This is a genomic window from Ruegeria sp. BE9 (assembly GCF_056538765.1).
In genome coordinates this window covers 389164-410065 of the sequence record NZ_JBQFTS010000002.1, presented here as the reverse complement: position 1 = coordinate 410065, position 20902 = coordinate 389164, and the positions used below count along the sequence as shown (strand labels likewise).

The following is a 20902-nucleotide window of genomic DNA, read 5'->3' as shown; positions in this document are numbered from 1 at the left end:
ACTTTCTCCGCAGCGTTATCTTTGCTGGACGGTAAGGCCATGCTAAGCGGTGTCAACATCACGAATCTGTCACATTTGCCATTGCTGCCCGGGGACCTCAGCCGATGCCGACACTCAACGAACCCAAGCTAATCGCTGGGAACGCAAATCTTCCGCTTGCCGAAACAATCTCTCGCCGTATGAGCCTGTATCGCGGTGTTGACCAAGGTCTGGTCGATGCACGGGTCGAACGGTTTAACGACGGCGAGATTTTCGTCGAAGTGTTCGAGAACGTCCGCGGCGAGGATATGTTCATCGTCCAGCCGACCTCGAACCCAGCCAACGACAACCTGATGGAGCTTTTGATCATCGCGGACGCACTGCGCCGGTCATCTGCCCAACGGATCACTGCCGTAATTCCATACTTTGGCTATGCCCGCCAGGACCGCCGCACTAAGGCGCGTACTCCGATCAGCGCCAAACTGGTTGCCAACATGCTGACCGGTGCTGGTATCGAGCGGGTTCTGACCATGGACCTGCACGCTGCACAGATTCAGGGTTTCTTCGATATTCCAGTGGACAACCTCTACGCCTCGCCAATCTTTGCGCTGGATGTGAAACATCAGTTCCAGAACAATCTGGACGAGCTGATGGTCGTCTCACCTGACGTTGGTGGCGTGGCCCGCGCTCGTGAACTGGCCAAGCGCATCAATGCTCCGCTGTCGATCGTGGACAAGCGCCGTGAAAAAGCGGGCGAAGTCGCAGAGATGACCGTAATTGGCGACGTCAAAGACAAGATCTGCCTGATCGTTGACGACATGTGCGACACTGCTGGTACTCTGTGCAAAGCCGCCCAGGTGTTGCTGGATAACGGCGCGAAAGAAGTTCACTCTTACATCACTCACGGCGTCATGAGCGGCCCTGCGGTCGAGCGCGTGACAAATTCCGTGATGAAATCTTTGGTGCTGACCGACACGATCCAACCGACCAAAGAGATCCTGAAAGCCAAGAACATCCGTATCGTGCCAACCGCGCCGATCTTTACGCAAGCGATCCTGAACATCTGGAACGGCACCAGCGTATCTTCCCTGTTCGAAGACAAGACTCTGACCCCGATTTACGAGTCGATGTATCACATGGATTAACAGAAATGGGCGGCGCAATAGCCGCCCTTTTTCTTCCCCATACACCAAAACAAGGCAGGACGATACCGTGACAGCCTCAAAACGAATTGTTCTTTCCAGCGACCACGCCGCAATTGAACTGCGTAAAGTAGTGGCCGATCACATCGCAGCCCAGGGCTGGGACGTCGTCGACATCGGCCCCAAGACGCCCGAAAGCACGCACTATCCGAAACACGGCAAAGCGGCAGCTGAGGCCGTGGCATCTGGCGATTGCCAGCTTGGGATCATTCTCTGCGGCACTGGCCAAGGTATCATGATGGCCGCTAACAAGGTCCCCGGCATCCGCTGTGGCGTTTGCTCAGACGCGTTCTCGGCCCGTATGATCCGTCAACACAACAACGCCAACATGCTGTCCATTGGTGCACGTGTTGTCGGAGAAGGACAGGCGCTGGACATCGTTGACGCCTTCTTAACCGCCGAATTCGAAGGCGGCCGTCACGCCACACGCGTGGACATGATCGAAGCGCAGGACGACTAAATGAAAACCTATCGCGCCGTGTCAGGCGCGTTAGGAGATATCCCAATCATCGTCATGTGGAACTTCGCCAATGGCGGTCCACGTCACCCGTATCCGTGCAATCCGTGTATCGGACCATGTTCGGAACACGGCGACGAACCCTTCCGGAGAAACTTCCTCGGCCGTAACCTCCGCGCGCAAGGCCGAGGACGTATCCACATCCCACAATGAAACGCTGATTTGGACCACCGGCTCAGACCGGAAGGACTTACTGAACGTGATGGATTTCTGTCGCTCCCGAGGACCCTCTCCGGTCCACATGTCGCCTCCATCAGCGAACTCGGAAAACAACACTGCCTCGCCTTGATCGATACCAATCGGGTGGGTTTGAAAAGTTTTCATTCCATCTTCTTTGTTTTTCAATCTCTTAAACCTATCCCGCACTTCGAATAAAATCACGACAAAAAAACGGCCCTGACAAAGCAGGGCCGTTTCTATTCATTAAATTCGCTTGAACCTTACAGGCTCATGTGCGTTCCAAGGGCTTCCATATCGGCCAGCAGTTTAGCGGCGTCGTCGACGATGCTCTGATCGTCGCCGTTTTTGGCCACTTCGTGCGAAGCGCGCGCCTCAGCGATCAGGTCGTCCAAATGCGACCGGGTCACCTCGGTTACCGGAATGGCTTTTTCAGCCAGAACCGACAGGCCATCGCCGTTGATCTGAGCAAACCCACCGGTAACCAGGTATTCGCTGGAACCTTCGGGTGAGTCGACCTTCAGGATGCCCGGGCGCAGAGTGGTAATGGTAGGAGCATGATCAGGCATCGCCGTCATGTCCCCGTCCGCGCCGGGAATCTGGACCGCGGTCGCCGCGAGCGAAGCTAGGCTCCGCTCGGGGCTGACGAGGTCGAATTGCATCGTGTTTGCCATCAGGGATACTCCTTAGGCGGCTTCTGCGGCCATCTTCTCCGCTTTGGCGATCACTTCTTCGATGCCGCCAACCATCAGGAAGGCTGCTTCGGGCAGGTGATCGTATTCGCCGGCTACAACGGCCTTGAACGACGCGATAGTCACATCCAGAGGAACCTGAACGCCCGGCGAGCCGGTGAAGACCTGAGCCACGTCGAACGGCTGCGACATGAAGCGCTCGATCTTACGGGCACGTGCCACGGTCAGTTTGTCCTCTTCCGACAGTTCGTCCATGCCAAGGATGGCGATGATGTCCTGCAGCGACTTGTAGCGCTGGAGGATCTGCTGAACGTCGGTCGCAACCTTGTAGTGCTCTTCACCAACGATGGCCGGGTCGAGCAGACGCGAGGTCGAGTCGAGCGGGTCAACCGCAGGGTAGATACCCTTTTCCGAGATCGCACGGTTAAGAACGGTGGTCGCGTCCAAGTGAGCAAACGAGGTTGCCGGCGCAGGGTCGGTAAGGTCGTCCGCAGGGACGTAGATCGCCTGAACCGAGGTGATCGAGCCCGACTTGGTCGAGGTGATGCGTTCCTGCAGGGCGCCCATGTCGGTGGCCAGTGTAGGCTGGTAGCCCACCGCCGAAGGAATACGACCCAGCAGAGCCGAAACCTCGGAGCCCGCCTGCGTAAAGCGGAAGATGTTGTCGACGAAGAACAGAACGTCGGTACCGGACTGGTCGCGGAACTGCTCGGCCAGTGTCAGACCGGTCAGAGCAACACGCGCACGTGCTCCCGGAGGTTCGTTCATCTGACCGTAAACCAAGGCCACCTGCGATTCCGACAGGTTGTCCGGCTTAATAACGTTCGATTCGATCATCTCGTGGTACAGGTCGTTCCCTTCACGGGTCCGTTCACCAACACCCGCGAACACCGAGAAGCCCGAGTGCACTTTTGCGATGTTGTTGATCAGTTCCATGATCAGAACGGTTTTACCAACGCCGGCGCCGCCGAACAGACCGATCTTACCGCCTTTGGCGTAAGGGGCCAGCAGGTCAACAACCTTGATGCCGGTGACCAGGATTTCCGACTCGGTCGACTGTTCGTCAAACTCGGGTGCGGGCTGGTGGATCGCGCGGGTTTCGGTTGCGGCAACTTCACCCTTTTCGTCGATCGGCTCGCCGACCACGTTCAGGATTCGGCCCAGGGTGGCATTACCAACCGGTACCGAGATCGGTGCGCCGGTGTCGGTCACTTCTTCGCCACGGACCAGACCTTCGGTCGCGTCCATCGCGATGGTGCGGACAGTGTTTTCACCCAGGTGCTGAGCAACTTCCAACACCAGGCGTTTGCCGTTGTTGGTGGTTTCCAGCGCGTTCAGAATTTCAGGCAGTTGATCTTCGAAGTGCACGTCGACGACGGCCCCGATGATCTGTGTGACTTTGCCTTTTGCATTCGCCATGTTTCGTCTCCGGTTTTCTTACAGCGCTTCGGCGCCGGAAATAATTTCAATCAGCTCGTTGGTGATCACGGCCTGACGCGAGCGGTTGAACTGGATCGTCAGCTTGTCGATCATCTCACCCGCGTTGCGTGTCGCGTTGTCCATCGCGGACATCCGTGCACCCTGTTCAGACGCTCCGTTTTCGAGCAGAGCCGAGAAGATCGCGGTCGCAACCCCCTTGGGCAGCAGATCGGCCAAGATGGCCTCTTCGCTCGGCTCGTAATCGAATACGGCACCGCTGTCGTCACCCGTCGCTTCGTCTTCGAACGAGGCGGGGATGATCTGCTGTGCCGTCGGGATCTGGGTCACAACGTTGACGAACTTCGAGTAGAAGATCGTGGCAACGTCGAACTCACCCCCGTCGAAGCGGGACAGGATGTCCTTCGCGATGTCTTGCGCGTTGGTGTAACCAATGCGTTTGACTTCGCTCAGGTCGACATGTCCGACAAACATATCGCCAAAATCACGCTTGAGCGCGTCGCGGCCTTTTTTGCCGACAGTCAGAACTTTGACAGTCTTGCCTTTCAGGCGCAGCTCTTCCGCTTTGACACGGGCCAGCTTGGCGATGTTCGAGTTGAAGCCGCCGCAGAGGCCGCGTTCAGCTGTCATCACAACCAGCAGATGGACATCATCACTGCCCGTACCACGGAGCAGTTTGGGGGCGCTGTCGCTGCCCCCGACCGAAGCCGCCAGCCCCGCCATCACGGCATTGAACCGCTCGGCATAGGGACGCGAGGCTTCGGCAGATTCCTGGGCGCGGCGCAATTTTGCAGCCGCGACCATCTGCATGGCCTTGGTGATCTTGCGGGTCGATTTGACCGACTCGATCCTGTTTTTAAGGTCCTTAAGATTTGGCATATGCCCGCCTCTCCCTTAAGCGAAGGTTGCGGCGTATTCGTCCAGCGCAGCCTTGATCTTGTCGGAAGCTTCACCCTTGATCTTGGGATCTTCGTCCGTGATCCACTGGAGCAGGTCCGCGTGCTTGCCACGCAGGTGCGCCAGCAGGCCAGCTTCGTAACGGCCAACATCGGACACGTCTATCTTGTCGAGGTAACCGTTGGTGCCCGCGAAGATAACGCAGACGATTTCAGCGTTGGTCAGCGGCGAGTACTGCGGCTGTTTCATCAGCTCGGTCAGGCGCGCACCACGGTTCAGCAGCTGCTGAGTCGCGGCGTCGAGGTCTGAACCAAACTGCGCAAACGCAGCCATTTCACGGTACTGAGCCAGCTCCAGTTTAACCGGACCCGCAACCGACTTCATCGAGTTGGTCTGAGCCGAGGAGCCCACACGCGAAACCGACAGACCGGTGTTCACAGCAGGACGGATACCTTGGTAGAACAGTTCGGTTTCTAGGAAGATCTGACCGTCGGTGATCGAGATCACGTTGGTCGGAATAAACGCCGAAACGTCACCGCCCTGAGTTTCGATAACCGGCAGAGCGGTCAGCGAGCCTGCGCCGAAGTCTTCGTTCAGCTTCGCCGAACGTTCCAGCAGACGCGAGTGGAGGTAGAAAACGTCACCAGGGTAAGCTTCACGTCCGGGCGGACGGCGCAGCAGCAGGGACATCTGACGATACGAAACAGCCTGCTTCGACAGGTCATCATAGATGATCAGAGCGTGGCGGCCGTTGTCACGGAAGTACTCGGCCATCGCGGTCGCGGCGTAAGGTGCCAGGAACTGCATCGGCGCCGGGTCGGACGCGGTCGCAGCAACAACGATCGAGTAGTCAATCGCGCCGGACTCTTCCAGTTTCTTCACCAGCTGAGCAACGGTCGAACGCTTTTGACCGATCGCAACGTAAACGCAGTAAAGTTTCTTCGACTCGTCGTCGCCTGCTGCCTCGTTGTAGGTTTTCTGGTTCAGGATCGCGTCCAAAGCAACGGCAGTTTTACCTGTCTGACGGTCACCAATGATCAGCTCACGCTGGCCACGGCCAATCGGGATCATCGCGTCAACCGACTTCAGGCCAGTTGCCATCGGCTCGTGAACCGATTTACGCGGGATGATGCCCGGCGCTTTAACGTCCGCAACGCCACGCTTGGTTGCGTTGATCGGGCCTTTGCCGTCTAGCGGGTTGCCCAAGCCGTCAACAACGCGGCCCAGCAGTTCGTCGCCAATCGGAACGTCCACGATCGAGTTGGTGCGCTTAACAGTGTCACCTTCTTTGATGTCACGGTCAGAACCGAAGATAACGACACCAACGTTGTCGCTTTCCAGGTTCAGGGCCATGCCCATGATTCCACCGGGGAATTCGACCATCTCACCGGCTTGCACGTTGTCCAGGCCGTATACACGGGCAATCCCGTCACCGACGCTCAGCACGCGGCCGATTTCGGCCACTTCGGCTTCCTGACCAAAATTCTTGATCTGGTCCTTCAGGATTGCAGAAATCTCTGCAGCTTGGATTCCCATTTATCCGACCTCTTTCATTGCATTCTGTAGGGAGTTGAGCTTGGAGCGGATCGAGCTATCGATCATCTTCGAGCCCACTTTAACGACTAGACCGCCGATGAGGCTTTCATCCACGGTCGCATTGATAGTCACGGTCTTGCCCACACGCTCGGACAGCGTCTTGGACAGTTTTTCCATTTGTGTCTTGGTCAGCGCTTTGGCCGAGGCGACATCTGCGGTTACTTCGCCACGCTCTTCGGCCAGCATGTCGCGCAGAACCTGCACCAACTGCGGCACAACAAACAGGCGGCGTTTCTGCGCCATCAGACCCAGCGTGTTACGCAGGATAGCGTGCAAGCCCATTTTGTCGGCAATTGCGGTAATTGCCCCTTCCTGCTCGGCACGCGAAACCAGCGGAGATGCAATCAGGTCGCGAAGCTCGGCGCTTTCGCCCAGAGCTGCAGACAGATCATTGATGCCGGATTCCAGACCTGCAAGGTCATTGTTCTCTTTTGCAATCTCGAAGATTGCGGTGGCATAGCGCTCGGCGATGCCTGTGGAAATCGAAGCTGGTTCGGACACGTCCACCCTTCCGATATTTGAGGCCCCGATTTTGGGTAGCGGCCGCTACCTTGGGGCGTGAGGAAACCCCGTCCATAAAGGGCGGGGATCAAAATCACCGGGGATGTAGCAGAGCAGAACCAACCAAGCAATATACTATAGCGGTAACGCAGTTATCCACAAATCTTTAATTTTCAGTCACTTAGGTTAAGTGCGACGGTTTGGACCCCTAAGGTCAGTTGAAAAATGTTACGAATATGCAGGTTTTTGCGATTCCTGTGACTTTTTTCCCGCATTTTTTCCACGCTTCAACCGAGCGGATCGTTACGCAGGCTTCAACAATCCATCCAGAGCTTTGATGGGACGCCGTTCAGCGTCTTTTGTGACGCTACCACTTGGGGGTCGGATATGCTTGGTGACCTCGACCATCAAAACGCCGCCCGCCATTACGGTCGGAACACGCTGCCCCGTTTTCTCGATCAGGTTACCGGATTTCAGCCAGAAACGACGAAATGACGGCGGTAGATATAGGGCAGAGCAGTGGCTTTCCCGGATGAAGTGATGCGCTTTGAGCTGGTTCTCCAGCTGCGACGCCGAATAGGGCCGCCCAAAACCAAATGGCGTCCGATCCGACCGTGACCACAAACCGGTCCTGTTTGGCACAACGAACATCGCCCGCCCACCAGGACCCAAAACGCGCCAGCATTCGTCTAGCAATTCACTTGGGCGACTCGAGGTTTCCAAGCCGTGCATAACGACCAATTTGTCCACATGGCCCGTTTCGATCGGCCAAAGTGTTTCTTCGGTCAAAACTGACACATTGGGCATACCAGCGGGCCAAGGCATTACGCCTTGCGGCCCCGGCATCAGGCCGATCACCCGCCGCGCGTCCGACAGATACGGCCGCAGCAACGGCACTGCGAACCCAAACCCCACCACCGTCTGCCCCTTGGCTTCGGGCCATATCTGGGTCAGTCGGCCACGTATCGCCGCCTGCGCCGCACGGCCCAATGTGCTGCGGTAGTAGAAATTCCTCAGATCCTGCACATCAAGATGCATTGCGGACACCCGGTCAATCGGCTTAGCTGAGCGCAGTCTAGCAACGAAAGGGCAAAAGGCCATGCCTCTTGAGATCGTCACCGTCCCATGTCTCAGCGATAACTATGCTTTTTTGGCGCATGATGCCGATAGCGGCAACACCGCATTAATCGACGCACCCGAAGCAGGGCCCATTCTGGCAGAATTGGAAAGCCGCGGCTGGAAACTGTCCCACGTTCTTTTAACCCATCATCATTGGGACCATGTGGACGGGCTGGCTGCCATTCTGGAAAAGCACCCCGCCAAGGTCATCGGTGCCGCAGCTGACGCGCATCGCCTGCCGCCTCTGGATCAAGAGGTAGCCGATGGCGACGTATTCGAATTTGGCGGTGAACCGGTCCAAGTCTTGGATGTGTCTGGCCACACTGTTGGCCACGTTGCTTATTATATGCCCAACAGCTCTGCTGTCTTCACAGCTGACAGCCTCATGGCACTGGGGTGCGGACGCCTGTTTGAGGGGACTGCGCCTCAAATGTGGGCCTCTCTTAGCAAGCTCGCCGCTCTTCCGGACGATACCACCGTCTGCTCGGGGCATGAATACACGCAATCTAACGCCAAGTTTGCTGTGACTGTCGATCCCGACAACGCTGCACTGCAGAAACGCGTAGCTGATATCGACAGTGCACGCGCCGCCGGACAGCCCACAGTGCCTTCGACTCTGGCCCTCGAAAAGGCGACAAATCCGTTTTTGAGAGCTGCTGACCCGGCGATTCAGGCTAATTTGGGGATGGAGGATGCAGACCCTGCCGAAGTTTTTGCAGAAATCAGGGCTAGAAAAGACCGTTTCTAGTGCCTATTTCGGCCTCCTCACAGCCACGGTCACGCTAAATGTGACTGTCAAGTGAAAGAAAACCCTTGAAGCCGGGCCACGATCAACCAAACTCTAATAGTATGAGGACATGGTTGGAGCGGGGCCTATGCCTGCCCCTTTCGACCCAAGACAGAGGAGCACCCGCGTGCCTTCATTCTCGAGCACATTAGAACAAGCCATTCACGCAGCCCTGGCGGCAGCGAACGAAAGGCGCCACGAATTTGCAACGCTGGAGCATTTGCTCTTGGCGCTGCTAGAGGAGCCTGACGCTATCCGTGTCATGAAGGCCTGCAGCGTCGATCTGGAAGAACTGCGCAGCACTCTGGTCGAATTCATTGACGAGGACCTATCGAACCTGGTGACGGACATTGACGGATCCGAGGCTGTTCCGACGGCTGCCTTCCAGCGCGTGATCCAACGTGCTGCGATCCACGTCCAAAGCTCAGGCCGCACTGAAGTTACCGGCGCCAACGTATTGGTCGCCATTTTTGCTGAGCGTGAAAGCAACGCAGCCTATTTCCTGCAAGAGCAGGACATGACCCGCTACGACGCGGTGAACTTCATCGCGCACGGCGTGGCCAAAGATCCGGCCTATGGGGAAAACCGTTCAGTTTCGGGTGCGGATCAGGTCGAAGAAGAGGTTCAATCCAGCGCTAGCGAAGGCGACCAAAAAGAAAGCGCGCTTGGAAAGTACTGCGTTGACCTGAACGCCAAATCGCGCGCTGGCGATGTTGACCCTCTGATCGGCCGTGCCGATGAGGTTGAACGTTGCATCCAGGTACTGTGCCGTCGCCGCAAAAATAACCCGCTGCTGGTGGGTGACCCCGGTGTGGGCAAGACCGCGATTGCCGAAGGTTTAGCGCATAAAATCGTGGGCGGAGAAGCACCCGATGTTCTGTCCAACACCACAATCTATTCGCTGGACATGGGTGCGCTGCTTGCTGGCACACGCTATCGCGGTGATTTCGAAGAACGCCTGAAGGCGGTTGTAACCGAACTGGAAGAGCATCCCGACGCGGTACTGTTCATCGACGAGATTCACACGGTTATCGGTGCTGGTGCCACTTCGGGCGGAGCTATGGATGCGTCGAACCTGCTGAAGCCTGCTTTGCAGGGTGGCAAGCTGCGTACGATGGGGTCGACGACTTACAAAGAATTCCGTCAGCATTTCGAAAAGGACCGCGCACTGAGTCGCCGGTTCCAAAAGATCGACGTGAATGAGCCTTCGGTCGAGGACAGCGTTAAGATCCTGCGTGGCCTTAAGCCGTATTTCGAAGAGCATCACGAAATCAAATACACCGCTGATGCGATCAAAACCGCAGTTGAGCTTTCGGCACGTTATATCAACGACCGCAAACTGCCGGACAAAGCCATCGACGTGATTGACGAAGCCGGTGCCGCTCAGCATCTGGTCGCGGAGAGCCGTCGCCGTAAGACAATTGGTGTGAAAGAGATCGAAGCTGTTGTGGCCAAGATCGCACGCATTCCACCCAAGAACGTCACTAAGGACGATGCCGAGGTGCTGAAAGACCTAGAAGCGTCATTGAAACGTGTGGTCTTTGGTCAGGACGATGCCATCGTGGCATTGTCCAGCGCGATCAAACTTGCACGAGCTGGACTGCGTGAACCAGAAAAGCCCATCGGGAACTATCTGTTCGCTGGACCGACTGGTGTGGGTAAAACCGAGGTGGCCAAACAGCTGGCGGATACGCTGGGCGTAGAGCTGCTGCGCTTTGATATGTCCGAGTACATGGAGAAACACGCAGTCTCCCGTCTCATCGGCGCGCCTCCGGGCTATGTCGGGTTTGATCAGGGTGGCCTGCTGACTGACGGCGTCGACCAGCATCCGCATTGCGTCCTGCTGCTGGATGAGATCGAAAAGGCCCACCCGGACGTGTTCAACATCCTGTTGCAGGTGATGGACCACGGTGAGCTGACTGATCACAACGGCCGCACGGTGAACTTCCGCAACGTGGTTCTAATCATGACCTCGAACGCGGGTGCGCAGGAACAGGCAAAGGCCGCCATCGGCTTTGCCCGTGACCGTCGCGAGGGTGAAGACACCGCCGCGATCGAGCGCACTTTCACGCCGGAATTCCGCAACCGTCTGGACGCTGTGATCTCGTTTGCGCCGCTGCCAAAAGAGGTCATCCTGCAGGTGGTCGAAAAGTTCGTGCTTCAGCTTGAGGCACAACTGCTTGACCGCAATGTGACCATCGATCTCACACCCAAGGCTGCCGAATGGTTGGCCGACAAGGGATATGACGACAAGATGGGCGCCCGTCCACTTGGCCGTGTGATCCAAGAGCACATCAAGAAACCTCTGGCCGAGGAATTGCTGTTCGGCAAACTGGCTAAGGGTGGCTTGGTTCGTGTGTCGGTCAAAAAGGGTGAGCTGAACCTGGAAATTCTGGGGCCGGATCAACCACGCATTCCTGGCGACAAGCCTCCGTTGTTGACGGCAGACTAATTGTTGTTCCACCAATAGTGAAAGCCCGCCCTCAATTTGGCGGGCTTTTTTTTGTGACCCAAGCTGATGTCCCAGTCAGACCCCGAACAAAGGCTATTGCGCGGTCATCTCCTCCATGGGCCGCCACGCATGCAATGGCTTCATAGTTTCGAGGCGGAATGCGAACCAATTGCCTCCACCACCCGGACCCTGGTCGAACCTTCGGTCAATTTGCACATCGGACAGCGCACAGTAGAGTAAAGTTCCTACTCCACCGTGCCCAACAATCAGAATGTCACCTCTGTTCGAATTGAGCAGGCACGCGGTTACGGCCTCATGAATGCGCTTCTGAGCATCTTTGGCCGTTTCCCATCCCCGAATACTTCGGTCAGGATTGGCAAAGAACTGATCCGCGACACGCTCAAACTCGTCGGCAGGAAGAAACCCTGTCGCACTGCGGTCATTCTCATGCAAATTTGGCCGTACTTCGACCTTCAGGCCCAAAGCATCGGCCAATGGCTGCGCCGTTTGGAGCGCTTTGTTCTCGTTGCTGCTAAAGATGTGCTTGGTGCCTGCCAAAGCTCTATGGTGCTGGGCAATTTGGGCAACACGGGCACGCCCAACATCACTCAACGACCAATTTGGGACAGGTACTGTCGGATCCACACGAACTTGAGGGTGCGTCAGATACCGAACAATCCGAGCACCAGCCGGCATCTTTAGCGCTCTGTTAGCTTCAACTCGATCCTGCGGTTCTGTGCCCTGGCTTCAGGCGTGTCAGCCGGGTTAACGGGCTGAAACTCACCAAAACCATTCGCGGCAAGGCGGTCCGGCGGAATACCCAAGGCTTCGACCATATATCGAACCACAGACAGTGCGCGCCCTTGGCTGAGCTCCCAGTTGTCTCGGTATCGACCTGTGCCGGCCAATGGGACGTTATCCGTATGCCCGTCCACCCGGATTACCCAGTTCAGGCCTTCGGGAATTTCTGCTGCCACGCTGCGTAGAATGGCAGCCACTTTGGCGACCTCCTGCTGACCTACAGGTGACAAGACAGCTGAGCCGGTGTCGAACAACACTTCGGAGGAAAACACGAAACGGTCCCCTTCGATCCGCACGCCTTCTTCGTTGCCCAGAACATCCCTCAGGCGCCCGAAAAACTCAGAGCGGTAACGCTGCAAGTCCTCGGCTTGCGCCGCCAATTCTTGCGTCTCGGCCTCGAGTCGGATGCGTTCTGCCTCCTCCAACAAGCGGCGGCGACGTTCTTCCGATGCCGCGCGGGCCAACGCTGCGTTCAGGTCCTGGCCCAATGTCTGAATTCTGATGTCTGCGGCAGCATTACGCTCTTCGTAGTCATCCAGCAGAGCTTGCAGCCCGCCTAACTGTTCGCGCAATGCCGCCATCTGTTGGTTCAACAGTGCAGTTTCGCGCTGCGCTTTTTCCGAAATCTTCTGCTCGACTGACAAGGTTTCGCGCGCCACATTCAGAAGCGCCGCACGCTCTTCTGCCAATGTGCGCTGAGCCAACGCTTCGGCTTGCGCTTCGGTCTGGGCGGCGAGTGCGGCTTCTAACCGGGCGCGCAAGTCCTCGTTGTTCAACTCACCGAACTGAGCTTCTAGTTCCTTTTTCGCGGCCTGAGCTGCAGCCAGCAGCGTCAGCGTTTCCTCGGCCTCCTTGCGCTGAGCCTCCAATGCAAGCGTCATGGCGGTCAGTTCTGCATCAGCGTCCTGCAAGCGGTTGCGCAGGTTTTCAGCAGCGGCAGCTTCGGCCAGCTTGGCGGCCTCTTCAGCGCTCAGTTGTTCTTCAAGTTCGGTAATACGAGTTGTCTGAGCTGCATCGCTGGTCTCAAGGTCTGCGACCAACGCCTCCAATGCCTCACGTTGAGCAGCAGCTAGTCGTGCAGCCTCGGTTTGCTCGTCGATCTCGGCACGGCTTTGTGCCAAAGCAAGACTCAGGGCCTCCTGCTCGCTAATCAATTCTTCGCGTTGCGTCTCAAGTGTTTCGATCTCAGTACGCGAGCGTTCCTGATCCAGCAGCAAAGCTGTGACCTGGGCCTCAAAGTCGGTCAGACGAATCTGCGCCTGCACCAATTCAGTTTCGACCTGGTTCAGAGTTGAGTTCAGCACCCCAAGCCGCGCCTGCAATCGGCTGTTTTCCTGTTCTTCCAGCCCCAAAGCACCGGCAAGCGCCGCAACTTCGTTTGACAAGGCGGTCAGCTCGTCCTCTTGCCCAGAAATGGTTTCGCGCAAAACAAACTGGACCACCATGAAAATGGTCAGCACGAATGTAAGCACCATCAAAAGCCCGGTGATCGCATCCACGAAGCCTGGCCAGACCGAGCCTTGAAAACGCTGACCTGTGCGACGGGACAGGGCCATAAGTTACTCTCCTTCTGGAGCGGTGCGCACGGCGCCTCGGGGGAGCGTCAAAGCTTTGACAAGCAGCTCGATATCTTTTCGGAACTCACTCATGCTTTCCTGGCGACCTGCTGAGATCTCCTCAAGAATACGTAGCAGTTGGACATCCATCGACCGCAAACGCATCCGACTTTCGGCATCGATACCGTCGCCCGTTCCTTGTTCGCGCATGTGATCCAGCAAGGCATCCTGACTTAGTGCCATACGCTCCAACGCAGCGGTCACACCATCGTTATCGGATTGGCGTTGGTTCATCTCTCCAATGGAATCCGCCAACTGGCCCAATCTCGACGAAACCGCTGCGCGATCAGCCTCTTGTGCAGAAAATAAATCCTGCAGAGCGTTCATCTGTTCGGACATGGCATCCAAAACAGGGGTAAGAACCGCCAATTCCGCCCCACCTTCATCCATACCTGCGAAACCAACACGGGTGATCGATGAAAGCCATTCTTCGAGTTCGCGATAAAATCGGTTCTGCCCGTGACCGGCAAAAAGCTCTAGCAAGCCGACGATCAAGGATCCTGCAAGGCCCAGCAAGGACGACCCGAAGGCAACGCCCATGCCCTGCAGCTGAGATTCCAGCCCAACCATAAGGCGGTTAAAAACGGCCAGCCCTTCTTCGCCTTCTTGCGGGTTAAGGCTGCGGATCGTGTCGACAATCGCAGGCACCGTCGTGGCCAATCCAAAGAATGTACCCAAAAGGCCAAGGTAAATCAGCACGTTGGTGATATAGCGAGTGATCTCACGCTCTTCTTCAATACGCTCTGCCACAGAGTCCAAGATTGAACGGGTCGAGGTCGAACTGATTTGCGAGCGAGCACCCCGTTCACGCAATAGCGACGCTAGTGGCGCCAGCAACTGTGGTGTACGGGCGTCCTCGCCGACGACCCCGCCAACAAATGCCTCGATCCAACGCACAGAGCCGATCAACTGTGTAACCTGGTAGAAACAGGCTAAAACACCGATGACAAAAACGAGTATTATGAAACCGTTCAGATAGGGGTTCGCGTAAAAGACCGGCAGTACATATGGCAGCGCCATAAAGACACCGAACCCGGCCAAAGCAATAGCGACCAGCATCGTAACGATCTGACGAATGGGTTGCGAGAAATGCGGTCTCGCGCCCTGTTGTGCCTGCGGCATGCCCTTGGTTCCCGGTTTTTTTGCCTGCTCTAAACCGAATCTAGCGAAAATACGCCGGTGACGCCAAGGGTTTATGCTGTGATGTTCCGGACCCGTTGCGCTAACCACTCAAGATCGGGATCGCGCAGGTCGATCTCAGCGAGGTGTTCAGCGGTGTTGTACAGGTATTCAGTGTTCGGACCGCGGCCGCCAACTGCGTGCGCGATGATCTGTGCCTGCTCTTCCAACGGCATACCGCCGCAATACTGCACGTGATCAGCGTCAATCACGTAAGTTACGGCATTCACCACTTCACCGCTATCCAGTTGAACATCCAGCATCTTTTCGACATAGGCTGAAGAAATCAGCTCTCGCTCTCGCAACTCGTGCAGGGTGCGCTCTTCATGACCTGCTTCAACCGCCAGCGCCAATCCCTTGCAATTGGCCTCAGTCTGCTCATCCAATGCCAGCACAAGACCTGGATGCTCCTCTGTACCTCGGTGATGGATAGAGCTCATGCAAAAGGATCGAGCATAGCCGTGTAAAGTTGCGCGTTCGCTGCGGGATACCGGAAAGCCCGGATTCCACAGCAGCGATCCATATCCAAAAACCCACATCGTCATAGCACTGGTCCTTGCCCGTTTGGGCCTATAAACATCAATTCCAGAGCAGGAAAAAGGGCCATCTGTAAATGCGCGGTCTGGTGCGGTTTATCATTTTCGTCTTTATCGCGTGGAGCGCCTATTGGTTCATCGCCGGTTTCGGGCTGCGCAATGCCATTACAACGTGGTTCGACAAACAGCAGGAAAGGGGCTGGCAGGCCGATTTTTCTGAGGTTGAAACCGCCGGCTTTCCCTTTCACCACATGACCCGCCTGAACAGCCCTGCACTGGCCGATCCAGTCAACGGCACCGCCTGGAGCGCTGACTGGATTGAATTCCAAAGCCCTGCAATCTGGCCCGGTCGCCAAGTATTGCGGTTTGCGGACACACCACAGCGGCTGTCCTACTTTGACCAGACAGCCACCATCGAAGCCCAGGATTTGCAGGCGGAACTACAATTGCAACCCGGTGTCGCCCTAGTGCTGGAAAAGATGGCGCTGACCGCTGGGCCATGGTCAATCACTGACGACACAGAAGCACTGGCTGGCGGAGATACACTTGCCCTATTGATGGAGCAAACCCTCACCCCCGAGGCTTATGTGATCGGAGCACGTATTGACGGCTTTACCCCCGGCGATGAACTGCGGGACCTTATGCACTCTGCGGCGTCATTGCCGCAGGCCTTTGAAACTCTGGCGCTGGATATGACTGTCACCTTCGATAAGGCTTGGGACCGCTCAGCATTGGAAGAAAGCAGACCACAACCTGTAAATATCGACTTGCGACTGGCCGAGATGCAATGGGGCGCACTACGGTTATTCGCGACAGGTGAGTTGGACGTGGATGCCCAAGGCATACCTACGGGCGAGATAGCCGTAAAAGCCGAAAACTGGAAAGATATGATCGCCATGGCCAACGCAGCAGGCGCTTTACCTGACAAGGCAGTTGAACCAGTAACGCGTGCCCTGAACTTTATGGCCGGGCTGGGGGGAAACCCCACCGCGTTAGATCTTCAACTCAACTTCCGTGATGGATTTGTCGGGTTGGGTCCGGTTCCGCTTGGGCCAGCGCCACGATTGATATTGCGTTAACGGCAGTATGGGCCACGCCGGTGGCGCGCCGTGTCCAGATGGAAATGGTCCCGGTGGTACCGATCTGCGTTCGGCCCCAAGACAGTGCCAAATGGGCCGCATGCCCCGCGCCAGATTTTCGTCAGTTGCCGCTTTGAAGGGTTCTTTCGCCAGCCGTTCAGGACTGTGACCACTTCACCGTCTGCCATCTTAAAGCCCGAAATATCAATCGCTCGGCCTTTACCATGCTCAGAGATCTTTGCGCCCTTGCGGTTGTTCCTGGTTCGGCAGGCGTAATGAGCTGCAATCTTCAGTTCGACCACGGGTCCGCGCCGTTTGAAAGTAGGTTTGACCGTACTATCGACCCATTTGTTCAGCGCGATGGCTGTCCCGCAATCCATGGTGGACGGTCGGCTTAGCACTACGCCCGAAACCGAAGTGATCTGTACTGCATCTTTGACACCGCACGCTTTGATCTTACCTGGCACATTCCCTACGGGCTTGCCTTGGATATCAATATCCCCGCAGACCGAGGTTTTGCGCAGCTTTCGTTTTTGGAACAACACTTCCATCTCTACGGCTTTGGGCCGCAAATACGGTCTAATGGGAGAGCTTTGATCCAGCGCGGATAAATCCGTCGGGGCCGCAGCTGCGACCTGAACGGCCTGTGATGTGGGCCGCAATTTGGGGCGGAGTTCATCAGAAACCCTGCTGGCAAAAGCCAGAACGGGTGCTTCGGTGGGACGCGTCACTGGAAATAGTGATTGCTCTGGAGGGGCCGCGCTGGACATCGTGGCGCTGACCGCCACACATCCAAACATCAAGAGCCTCCAGCCGCGCCTCATGGATTTGCTTTCCCTCGCCCAAAATCGGGGGCATCCGTATCCTGCCCGGCATCAATGATTCCGCGTCGAATTGCGCGGGTGCGGGTGAAGTAGTCGAACAGATGTTCGCCATCTCCGGTTCGTATTGCGCGCTGCAAGGCGAAAAGCTCTTCGGTAAAACGCCCAAGGATTTCCAGCGTTGCATCTTTGTTAGTCAGGAACACGTCCCGCCACATTGTCGGATCCGAGGCCGCGATCCGGGTGAAATCCCGGAAACCAGCTGCAGAATACTTGATAACTTCGCTATCAGTAACTCGGCGCAGGTCATCAGCCACGCCCACCATCGTGTATGCGATCAGGTGCGGCGCGTGGGACGTCACCGCCAAAACCAGATCGTGGTGGTCCGCGTCCATCTCATCCACATTTGCGCCCATCCCTTCCCACAGCTCTCGCAAGCGTGCGATGGCATCGGGATCTGACCCTTCAACAGGAACCAACAAGCACCAGCGGTTGTCATAAAGCTCGGCAAAGCCAGCTTCGGGACCGGAGTGTTCAGTCCCCGCCAAAGGGTGCGCCGGGATGAAATGCACACCGTCGGGAATATGTGGAGAAACTGCCTGAATCACGTGTCGCTTCACCGATCCCACGTCGGTCACAGTCGCACCGGGTTTCAGGACCGGAGCGATATCCTCGGCAACGGCCCCCATCGCGCCAACGGGTACGCACAAGACGACGAGGTCGGCACCTTCGACCGCCTCGCGTGCGGTATCGCAAACGCGATCGCACAGACCGATACGGCGGGCCGTGTCGCGGGTTGCCTCAGACCGGGCATAACCGGTGACCTCACCCGCGAGTCCAGAGCGTTTAATGGCCCAGAACATTGATGATGCTATCAGGCCCAACCCAATCAGAGCGACGCGGTCGTATACGTGGCTCATGCCGCCCCTCCCTTGAACGCAGTAATCGCCTCGACAACACGACGACACGCTTTCTCGTCCCCTACGGTGATCCGCAATGCGTTCGGCAGGTTGTAACCAGCCACGCGACGCACGATCAAACCTTGTGTCTTGAGATATTCGTCGCAGGCTTCGGCCTCGGCTTGATCAGCAAAGCGGGCCAAAATGAAGTTAGTACAGGACGTGTCCGACGGTACGCCGATCTTGTCGAGCTCTGCCGACAACCACACGCGCAAGCGAGCGTTCTCAGCCTGACAAAAGGACAAGAACTCCACATCGTTGACCGCAGCCTCGGCTGCAGCCAAAGCCGTCAGTGACAGGTTGAACGGCTGCCGAACGCGGTTCAACACGTCAATGATCGACCGCGCGGCATAACCCCAGCCGACGCGCATTCCGCCTAATCCATAAACCTTTGAGAAGGTTCGGGTCATGATCACGTTCTCAAACCGATCCACCAGCGCTGCGCCGCCGTCGAACCCGTCTACGAATTCGGCATAGGCCCCGTCGATCACCATCAGGCAAGTCTGCGGCAGCGCCTCGGCCAACCGAACCAGTTCGGCCTCGGGAATCATGGTCGAGGTCGGATTACCCGGGTTGGTCACAAAAACAATCCGCGTTTGCCCAGTGACAGCAGCGAGGATGTTGTCCACATCAACGTGACGGTCGCGCTCGGGCACCATTACCGGTGTCGCACCTGCCATGCGGGCGATGATCGGATACATAGAAAAACCGTGCTCGGTATAAATGACCTCATCGCCCGGCCCTGCATAGGCCTGAGCTATGAATTGCAGCACCTCGTCGCTGCCGACCCCGCAAATGATGCGCGCGGGATCAAGCCCGTGACGATCACCAACGGCGGCCCGCAAACTCGCGTGATCAGTGCTGGGATAACGATGCAGGGTTGCGGCACTGTCGCGCACGGCCTCAATCGCCTTGGGACTAGGGCCAAACGGGTTTTCGTTAGAGCTTAGCTTAATCACATGCTCGACCCCGGCCACATGCGACTGGCCGCCCTGGTAGAGCGCAATGTCCATAATGCCGGGTTGAGGGGTGATCTTGTTCATAAGAAGCTCCGTTAATTGGAGCCTCTCATACCTGTCTCAACGCGTTGAGAAAAGCGGCAATTCCGTCACGCCGCTTTGAAGCGGGCCGTCGCCGGGTCAGCACTGTAAAAAGGTGCAAACTCTTCGGTGCGGCGCGACAGGTCATTGACGCTGTCGATGATGAACTGAACCTTCTCTTCGCTCATGAGATATGAAAAATTCAGGCGAACCCAGCCGGGCTTCTTCATTTCTTCTCCGGCAGACAACACCGCATGCAGTTCTTTTGACGTCTCGCGATCAATCCCAAGCAGGCGATGCGCATACGGTCCCGCACAAGCACAGCCGCCACGCGCCTGAATGCCATAGATATCGCTCAGCATCCGAGTGAACAGCTGTTGGTGAACGGGCTGGCCCAAATTGTCGCGAACCAAGAAGGAATAAATCGGCAAGCGGTGCGGGTTATCCGTGCCCAAAAGGGTCAGGTTGGGGTTGTCACCCCACCCTGCCAACGCCATGCGGTTGTACTGTGCGTCGCGTATGGCAATCTCATCGGTTCCGACAACATCTTTAACAATAAACGCAAGCGCCGCACGGATGTCTCCAATCACGTTGGGTGTGCCGGCCTCTTCTCGAGTTGCCAAATCCTCACTGTAGTCGTGCCGCCAGGGCGAGACGAAACTAACCGTGCCACCACCAGGCCAACTGGGGCAGGTACGTGTCACTGCAGTCTGATTAACGATCAAAACGCCCGACGCGCCAGGGCCACCCGGAAACTTATGCGGAGAAACGACGATAGCGTCTTTGCGGGCATCCTCTGTGCCCATCTCCATAGTCAAATAAGGACCACCCCCCGCGTAATCCCAAACCGAAACCGCGCCATGCGCCTTCAACATTCGGGTCACTGGATCTGGGTCAGTGATAATCCCAGTAACGTTTGACGCAGCCGAGAACGATCCGATGATCAGATCCGCATCCGCGTTTTCAACCAGAACCCGTTCGAGCGCGGTCAGGTCGAGGCCTCCATCCGCGGACTCGGGGATTTCAATCACCTGCGCTTTGCTTTCACGCCACGGCAAAATATTCGAATGATGTTCATACGGCCCAATCAATACAACCGGCCGGTCAGCCGCATCCACACCAAGTAAGCTGACCAGCCGATTGAGACCCGCAGTGGCACCGGACCCGGTGAAGATCACCGCGTCGTCTCCCCTCGCACCAACGATGCGGGCGATTTCTGCGCGCGCTTCGCGGCGCAGACGGGTCATATATGACCCACAATAGGAGGCCTCGGTATGGCTATTGGCATAGAAGGGCAGCACCTGTTCGGCGACAAAATCCTCTACTTGCCGCAGCGCTCGACCTGACGCGACATAGTCCGCATAAACCAGCGGCACGTCCCCATGCAGACCCGGTATCAGAGTGTTCTCTCCGATCAGCCCGTCGCGCAGAGTAGAATTGTGAGTGGTGGTTTGAATTTCTGAGCGAAATTTGGACAGGATCATAGTGTGGGCTCCGTATTGCACCACCAATGTG

Annotated in this window: 20 protein-coding genes; 5 read left to right on the top strand and 15 right to left on the bottom strand. The window is 56.9% G+C overall.

Annotation, left to right across the window (positions count from 1 at the left end):
- Positions 1 to 104: 104 nt before the first annotated feature.
- Together ACR0EO_RS08595 and rpiB are read left to right on the top strand one after the other, a co-directional pair.
- Positions 105 to 1124, top strand: coding sequence for a ribose-phosphate pyrophosphokinase (locus ACR0EO_RS08595; RefSeq protein ID WP_480688909.1), 1020 nt, complete (start codon positions 105 to 107; stop codon positions 1122 to 1124).
- A gap of 67 nt (positions 1125 to 1191) precedes the next feature.
- Entirely contained in the window at positions 1192 to 1641 is a 450-nt protein-coding gene (gene rpiB / locus ACR0EO_RS08590) for a ribose 5-phosphate isomerase B (protein WP_480688907.1), read from the top strand.
- A 30-nt stretch (positions 1642 to 1671) separates the two neighbouring features.
- Here the strand turns inward: rpiB and ACR0EO_RS08585 are convergent, their stop codons facing one another.
- The 7 genes from ACR0EO_RS08585 to ACR0EO_RS08555 all read right to left on the bottom strand — a co-directional run bounded on the left by ACR0EO_RS08585 (position 1672) and on the right by ACR0EO_RS08555 (position 8036).
- Positions 1672 to 2022 (bottom strand): H-type lectin domain-containing protein, encoded by a 351-nt coding sequence (locus ACR0EO_RS08585; protein WP_480688905.1) that lies wholly within the window; start codon positions 2020 to 2022, stop codon positions 1672 to 1674.
- A gap of 116 nt (positions 2023 to 2138) precedes the next feature.
- On the bottom strand, positions 2139 to 2549 hold the full coding sequence (locus ACR0EO_RS08580; RefSeq protein WP_475211030.1) for a F0F1 ATP synthase subunit epsilon: 411 nt from the start codon (positions 2547 to 2549) through the stop codon (positions 2139 to 2141).
- A gap of 12 nt (positions 2550 to 2561) precedes the next feature.
- Positions 2562 to 3986 carry a F0F1 ATP synthase subunit beta gene (gene atpD, locus ACR0EO_RS08575; RefSeq protein WP_480688902.1) on the bottom strand — a complete coding sequence of 475 codons (1425 nt, stop codon included), beginning with the start codon at positions 3984 to 3986 and terminating at the stop codon, positions 2562 to 2564.
- A gap of 18 nt (positions 3987 to 4004) precedes the next feature.
- On the bottom strand, positions 4005 to 4883 hold the full coding sequence (locus ACR0EO_RS08570) for a F0F1 ATP synthase subunit gamma (protein ID WP_480688900.1): 879 nt from the start codon (positions 4881 to 4883) through the stop codon (positions 4005 to 4007).
- A 15-nt stretch (positions 4884 to 4898) separates the two neighbouring features.
- Positions 4899 to 6437, bottom strand: coding sequence for a F0F1 ATP synthase subunit alpha (gene atpA, locus ACR0EO_RS08565; RefSeq protein WP_480688898.1), 1539 nt, complete (start codon positions 6435 to 6437; stop codon positions 4899 to 4901).
- Positions 6438 to 6998 carry a F0F1 ATP synthase subunit delta gene (locus ACR0EO_RS08560; protein ID WP_480688896.1) on the bottom strand — a complete coding sequence of 187 codons (561 nt, stop codon included), beginning with the start codon at positions 6996 to 6998 and terminating at the stop codon, positions 6438 to 6440. It lies immediately after the preceding gene.
- Between the two features lie 303 nt (positions 6999 to 7301).
- A complete protein-coding gene (locus ACR0EO_RS08555; protein ID WP_480688895.1) occupies positions 7302 to 8036 on the bottom strand; it encodes a methyltransferase domain-containing protein in 735 nt (244 codons plus the stop codon).
- A gap of 61 nt (positions 8037 to 8097) precedes the next feature.
- Between ACR0EO_RS08555 and gloB the strand changes: the two genes are divergently transcribed.
- Positions 8098 to 8865: a hydroxyacylglutathione hydrolase gene (gloB, locus tag ACR0EO_RS08550; RefSeq protein ID WP_480688893.1), complete on the top strand. Its 768-nt coding sequence runs from the start codon at positions 8098 to 8100 to the stop codon at positions 8863 to 8865.
- A gap of 166 nt (positions 8866 to 9031) precedes the next feature.
- Positions 9032 to 11356: an ATP-dependent Clp protease ATP-binding subunit ClpA gene (clpA, locus tag ACR0EO_RS08545; RefSeq protein ID WP_480688892.1), complete on the top strand. Its 2325-nt coding sequence runs from the start codon at positions 9032 to 9034 to the stop codon at positions 11354 to 11356.
- Positions 11357 to 11449: 93 nt separating this feature from the next.
- Here the strand turns inward: clpA and ACR0EO_RS08540 are convergent, their stop codons facing one another.
- From ACR0EO_RS08540 to ACR0EO_RS08525, 4 genes are all read right to left on the bottom strand, one after another.
- Positions 11450 to 12052 carry a histidine phosphatase family protein gene (locus tag ACR0EO_RS08540; RefSeq protein WP_480688890.1) on the bottom strand — a complete coding sequence of 201 codons (603 nt, stop codon included), beginning with the start codon at positions 12050 to 12052 and terminating at the stop codon, positions 11450 to 11452.
- Positions 12053 to 12054: 2 nt separating this feature from the next.
- Entirely contained in the window at positions 12055 to 13713 is a 1659-nt protein-coding gene (locus tag ACR0EO_RS08535; RefSeq protein ID WP_480688888.1) for a peptidoglycan -binding protein, read from the bottom strand.
- Between the two features lie 3 nt (positions 13714 to 13716).
- Positions 13717 to 14895, bottom strand: coding sequence for a biopolymer transporter ExbB (locus tag ACR0EO_RS08530; protein ID WP_480688886.1), 1179 nt, complete (start codon positions 14893 to 14895; stop codon positions 13717 to 13719).
- A gap of 71 nt (positions 14896 to 14966) precedes the next feature.
- Entirely contained in the window at positions 14967 to 15497 is a 531-nt protein-coding gene (locus tag ACR0EO_RS08525) for a gamma-glutamylcyclotransferase (RefSeq protein WP_480688884.1), read from the bottom strand.
- Positions 15498 to 15565: 68 nt separating this feature from the next.
- Here ACR0EO_RS08525 and ACR0EO_RS08520 point away from each other — a divergent pair, with 68 nt between their 5' ends.
- A complete protein-coding gene (locus ACR0EO_RS08520; protein WP_480688882.1) occupies positions 15566 to 16567 on the top strand; it encodes a DUF2125 domain-containing protein in 1002 nt (333 codons plus the stop codon).
- Here the strand turns inward: ACR0EO_RS08520 and ACR0EO_RS08515 are convergent.
- The 4 genes from ACR0EO_RS08515 to ACR0EO_RS08500 all read right to left on the bottom strand — a co-directional run bounded on the left by ACR0EO_RS08515 (position 16564) and on the right by ACR0EO_RS08500 (position 20871).
- A complete protein-coding gene (locus tag ACR0EO_RS08515; RefSeq protein ID WP_480688880.1) occupies positions 16564 to 17367 on the bottom strand; it encodes an extensin-like domain-containing protein in 804 nt (267 codons plus the stop codon). The two genes, ACR0EO_RS08520 and ACR0EO_RS08515, sit on opposite strands and share 4 nt — an antisense overlap.
- A gap of 20 nt (positions 17368 to 17387) precedes the next feature.
- Positions 17388 to 18308, bottom strand: coding sequence for a prephenate/arogenate dehydrogenase family protein (locus ACR0EO_RS08510; RefSeq protein WP_480688878.1), 921 nt, complete (start codon positions 18306 to 18308; stop codon positions 17388 to 17390).
- Complete coding sequence (gene hisC, locus ACR0EO_RS08505; RefSeq protein WP_480688877.1) at positions 18305 to 19390, bottom strand: histidinol-phosphate transaminase; 1086 nt, start codon at positions 19388 to 19390, stop codon at positions 18305 to 18307. Before hisC ends, ACR0EO_RS08510 begins: the two co-directional genes overlap by 4 nt.
- A 65-nt stretch (positions 19391 to 19455) precedes the next feature.
- Complete coding sequence (locus ACR0EO_RS08500) at positions 19456 to 20871, bottom strand: aminotransferase class V-fold PLP-dependent enzyme (protein WP_480688875.1); 1416 nt, start codon at positions 20869 to 20871, stop codon at positions 19456 to 19458.
- Positions 20872 to 20902: the final 31 nt, after the last annotated feature.

Excerpts from the sequence above, each read along its gene's own strand:
- ACR0EO_RS08535 (WP_480688888.1), bottom strand. The coding sequence starts at position 13,713 with ATGGCCCTGTCCCGTCGCACAGGTCAGCGTTTTCAAGGCTCGGTCTGG.
- ACR0EO_RS08530 (WP_480688886.1), bottom strand. The coding sequence starts at position 14,895 with ATGCCGCAGGCACAACAGGGCGCGAGACCGCATTTCTCGCAACCCATT.
- ACR0EO_RS08515 (WP_480688880.1), bottom strand. The coding sequence starts at position 17,367 with ATGTTTGGATGTGTGGCGGTCAGCGCCACGATGTCCAGCGCGGCCCCT.
- ACR0EO_RS08595 (WP_480688909.1), top strand. The coding sequence starts at position 105 with ATGCCGACACTCAACGAACCCAAGCTAATCGCTGGGAACGCAAATCTT.
- ACR0EO_RS08570 (WP_480688900.1), bottom strand. The coding sequence starts at position 4,883 with ATGCCAAATCTTAAGGACCTTAAAAACAGGATCGAGTCGGTCAAATCG.
- ACR0EO_RS08580 (WP_475211030.1), bottom strand. The coding sequence starts at position 2,549 with ATGGCAAACACGATGCAATTCGACCTCGTCAGCCCCGAGCGGAGCCTA.
- ACR0EO_RS08525 (WP_480688884.1), bottom strand. The coding sequence starts at position 15,497 with ATGACGATGTGGGTTTTTGGATATGGATCGCTGCTGTGGAATCCGGGC.
- ACR0EO_RS08555 (WP_480688895.1), bottom strand. The coding sequence starts at position 8,036 with ATGCATCTTGATGTGCAGGATCTGAGGAATTTCTACTACCGCAGCACA.
- hisC (WP_480688877.1), bottom strand. The coding sequence starts at position 19,390 with ATGAACAAGATCACCCCTCAACCCGGCATTATGGACATTGCGCTCTAC.
- ACR0EO_RS08585 (WP_480688905.1), bottom strand. The coding sequence starts at position 2,022 with ATGAAAACTTTTCAAACCCACCCGATTGGTATCGATCAAGGCGAGGCA.
- ACR0EO_RS08520 (WP_480688882.1), top strand. The coding sequence starts at position 15,566 with ATGCGCGGTCTGGTGCGGTTTATCATTTTCGTCTTTATCGCGTGGAGC.
- atpD (WP_480688902.1), bottom strand. The coding sequence starts at position 3,986 with ATGGCGAATGCAAAAGGCAAAGTCACACAGATCATCGGGGCCGTCGTC.
- gloB (WP_480688893.1), top strand. The coding sequence starts at position 8,098 with ATGCCTCTTGAGATCGTCACCGTCCCATGTCTCAGCGATAACTATGCT.
- ACR0EO_RS08510 (WP_480688878.1), bottom strand. The coding sequence starts at position 18,308 with ATGAGCCACGTATACGACCGCGTCGCTCTGATTGGGTTGGGCCTGATA.
- atpA (WP_480688898.1), bottom strand. The coding sequence starts at position 6,437 with ATGGGAATCCAAGCTGCAGAGATTTCTGCAATCCTGAAGGACCAGATC.
- ACR0EO_RS08540 (WP_480688890.1), bottom strand. The coding sequence starts at position 12,052 with ATGCCGGCTGGTGCTCGGATTGTTCGGTATCTGACGCACCCTCAAGTT.
- ACR0EO_RS08500 (WP_480688875.1), bottom strand. The coding sequence starts at position 20,871 with ATGATCCTGTCCAAATTTCGCTCAGAAATTCAAACCACCACTCACAAT.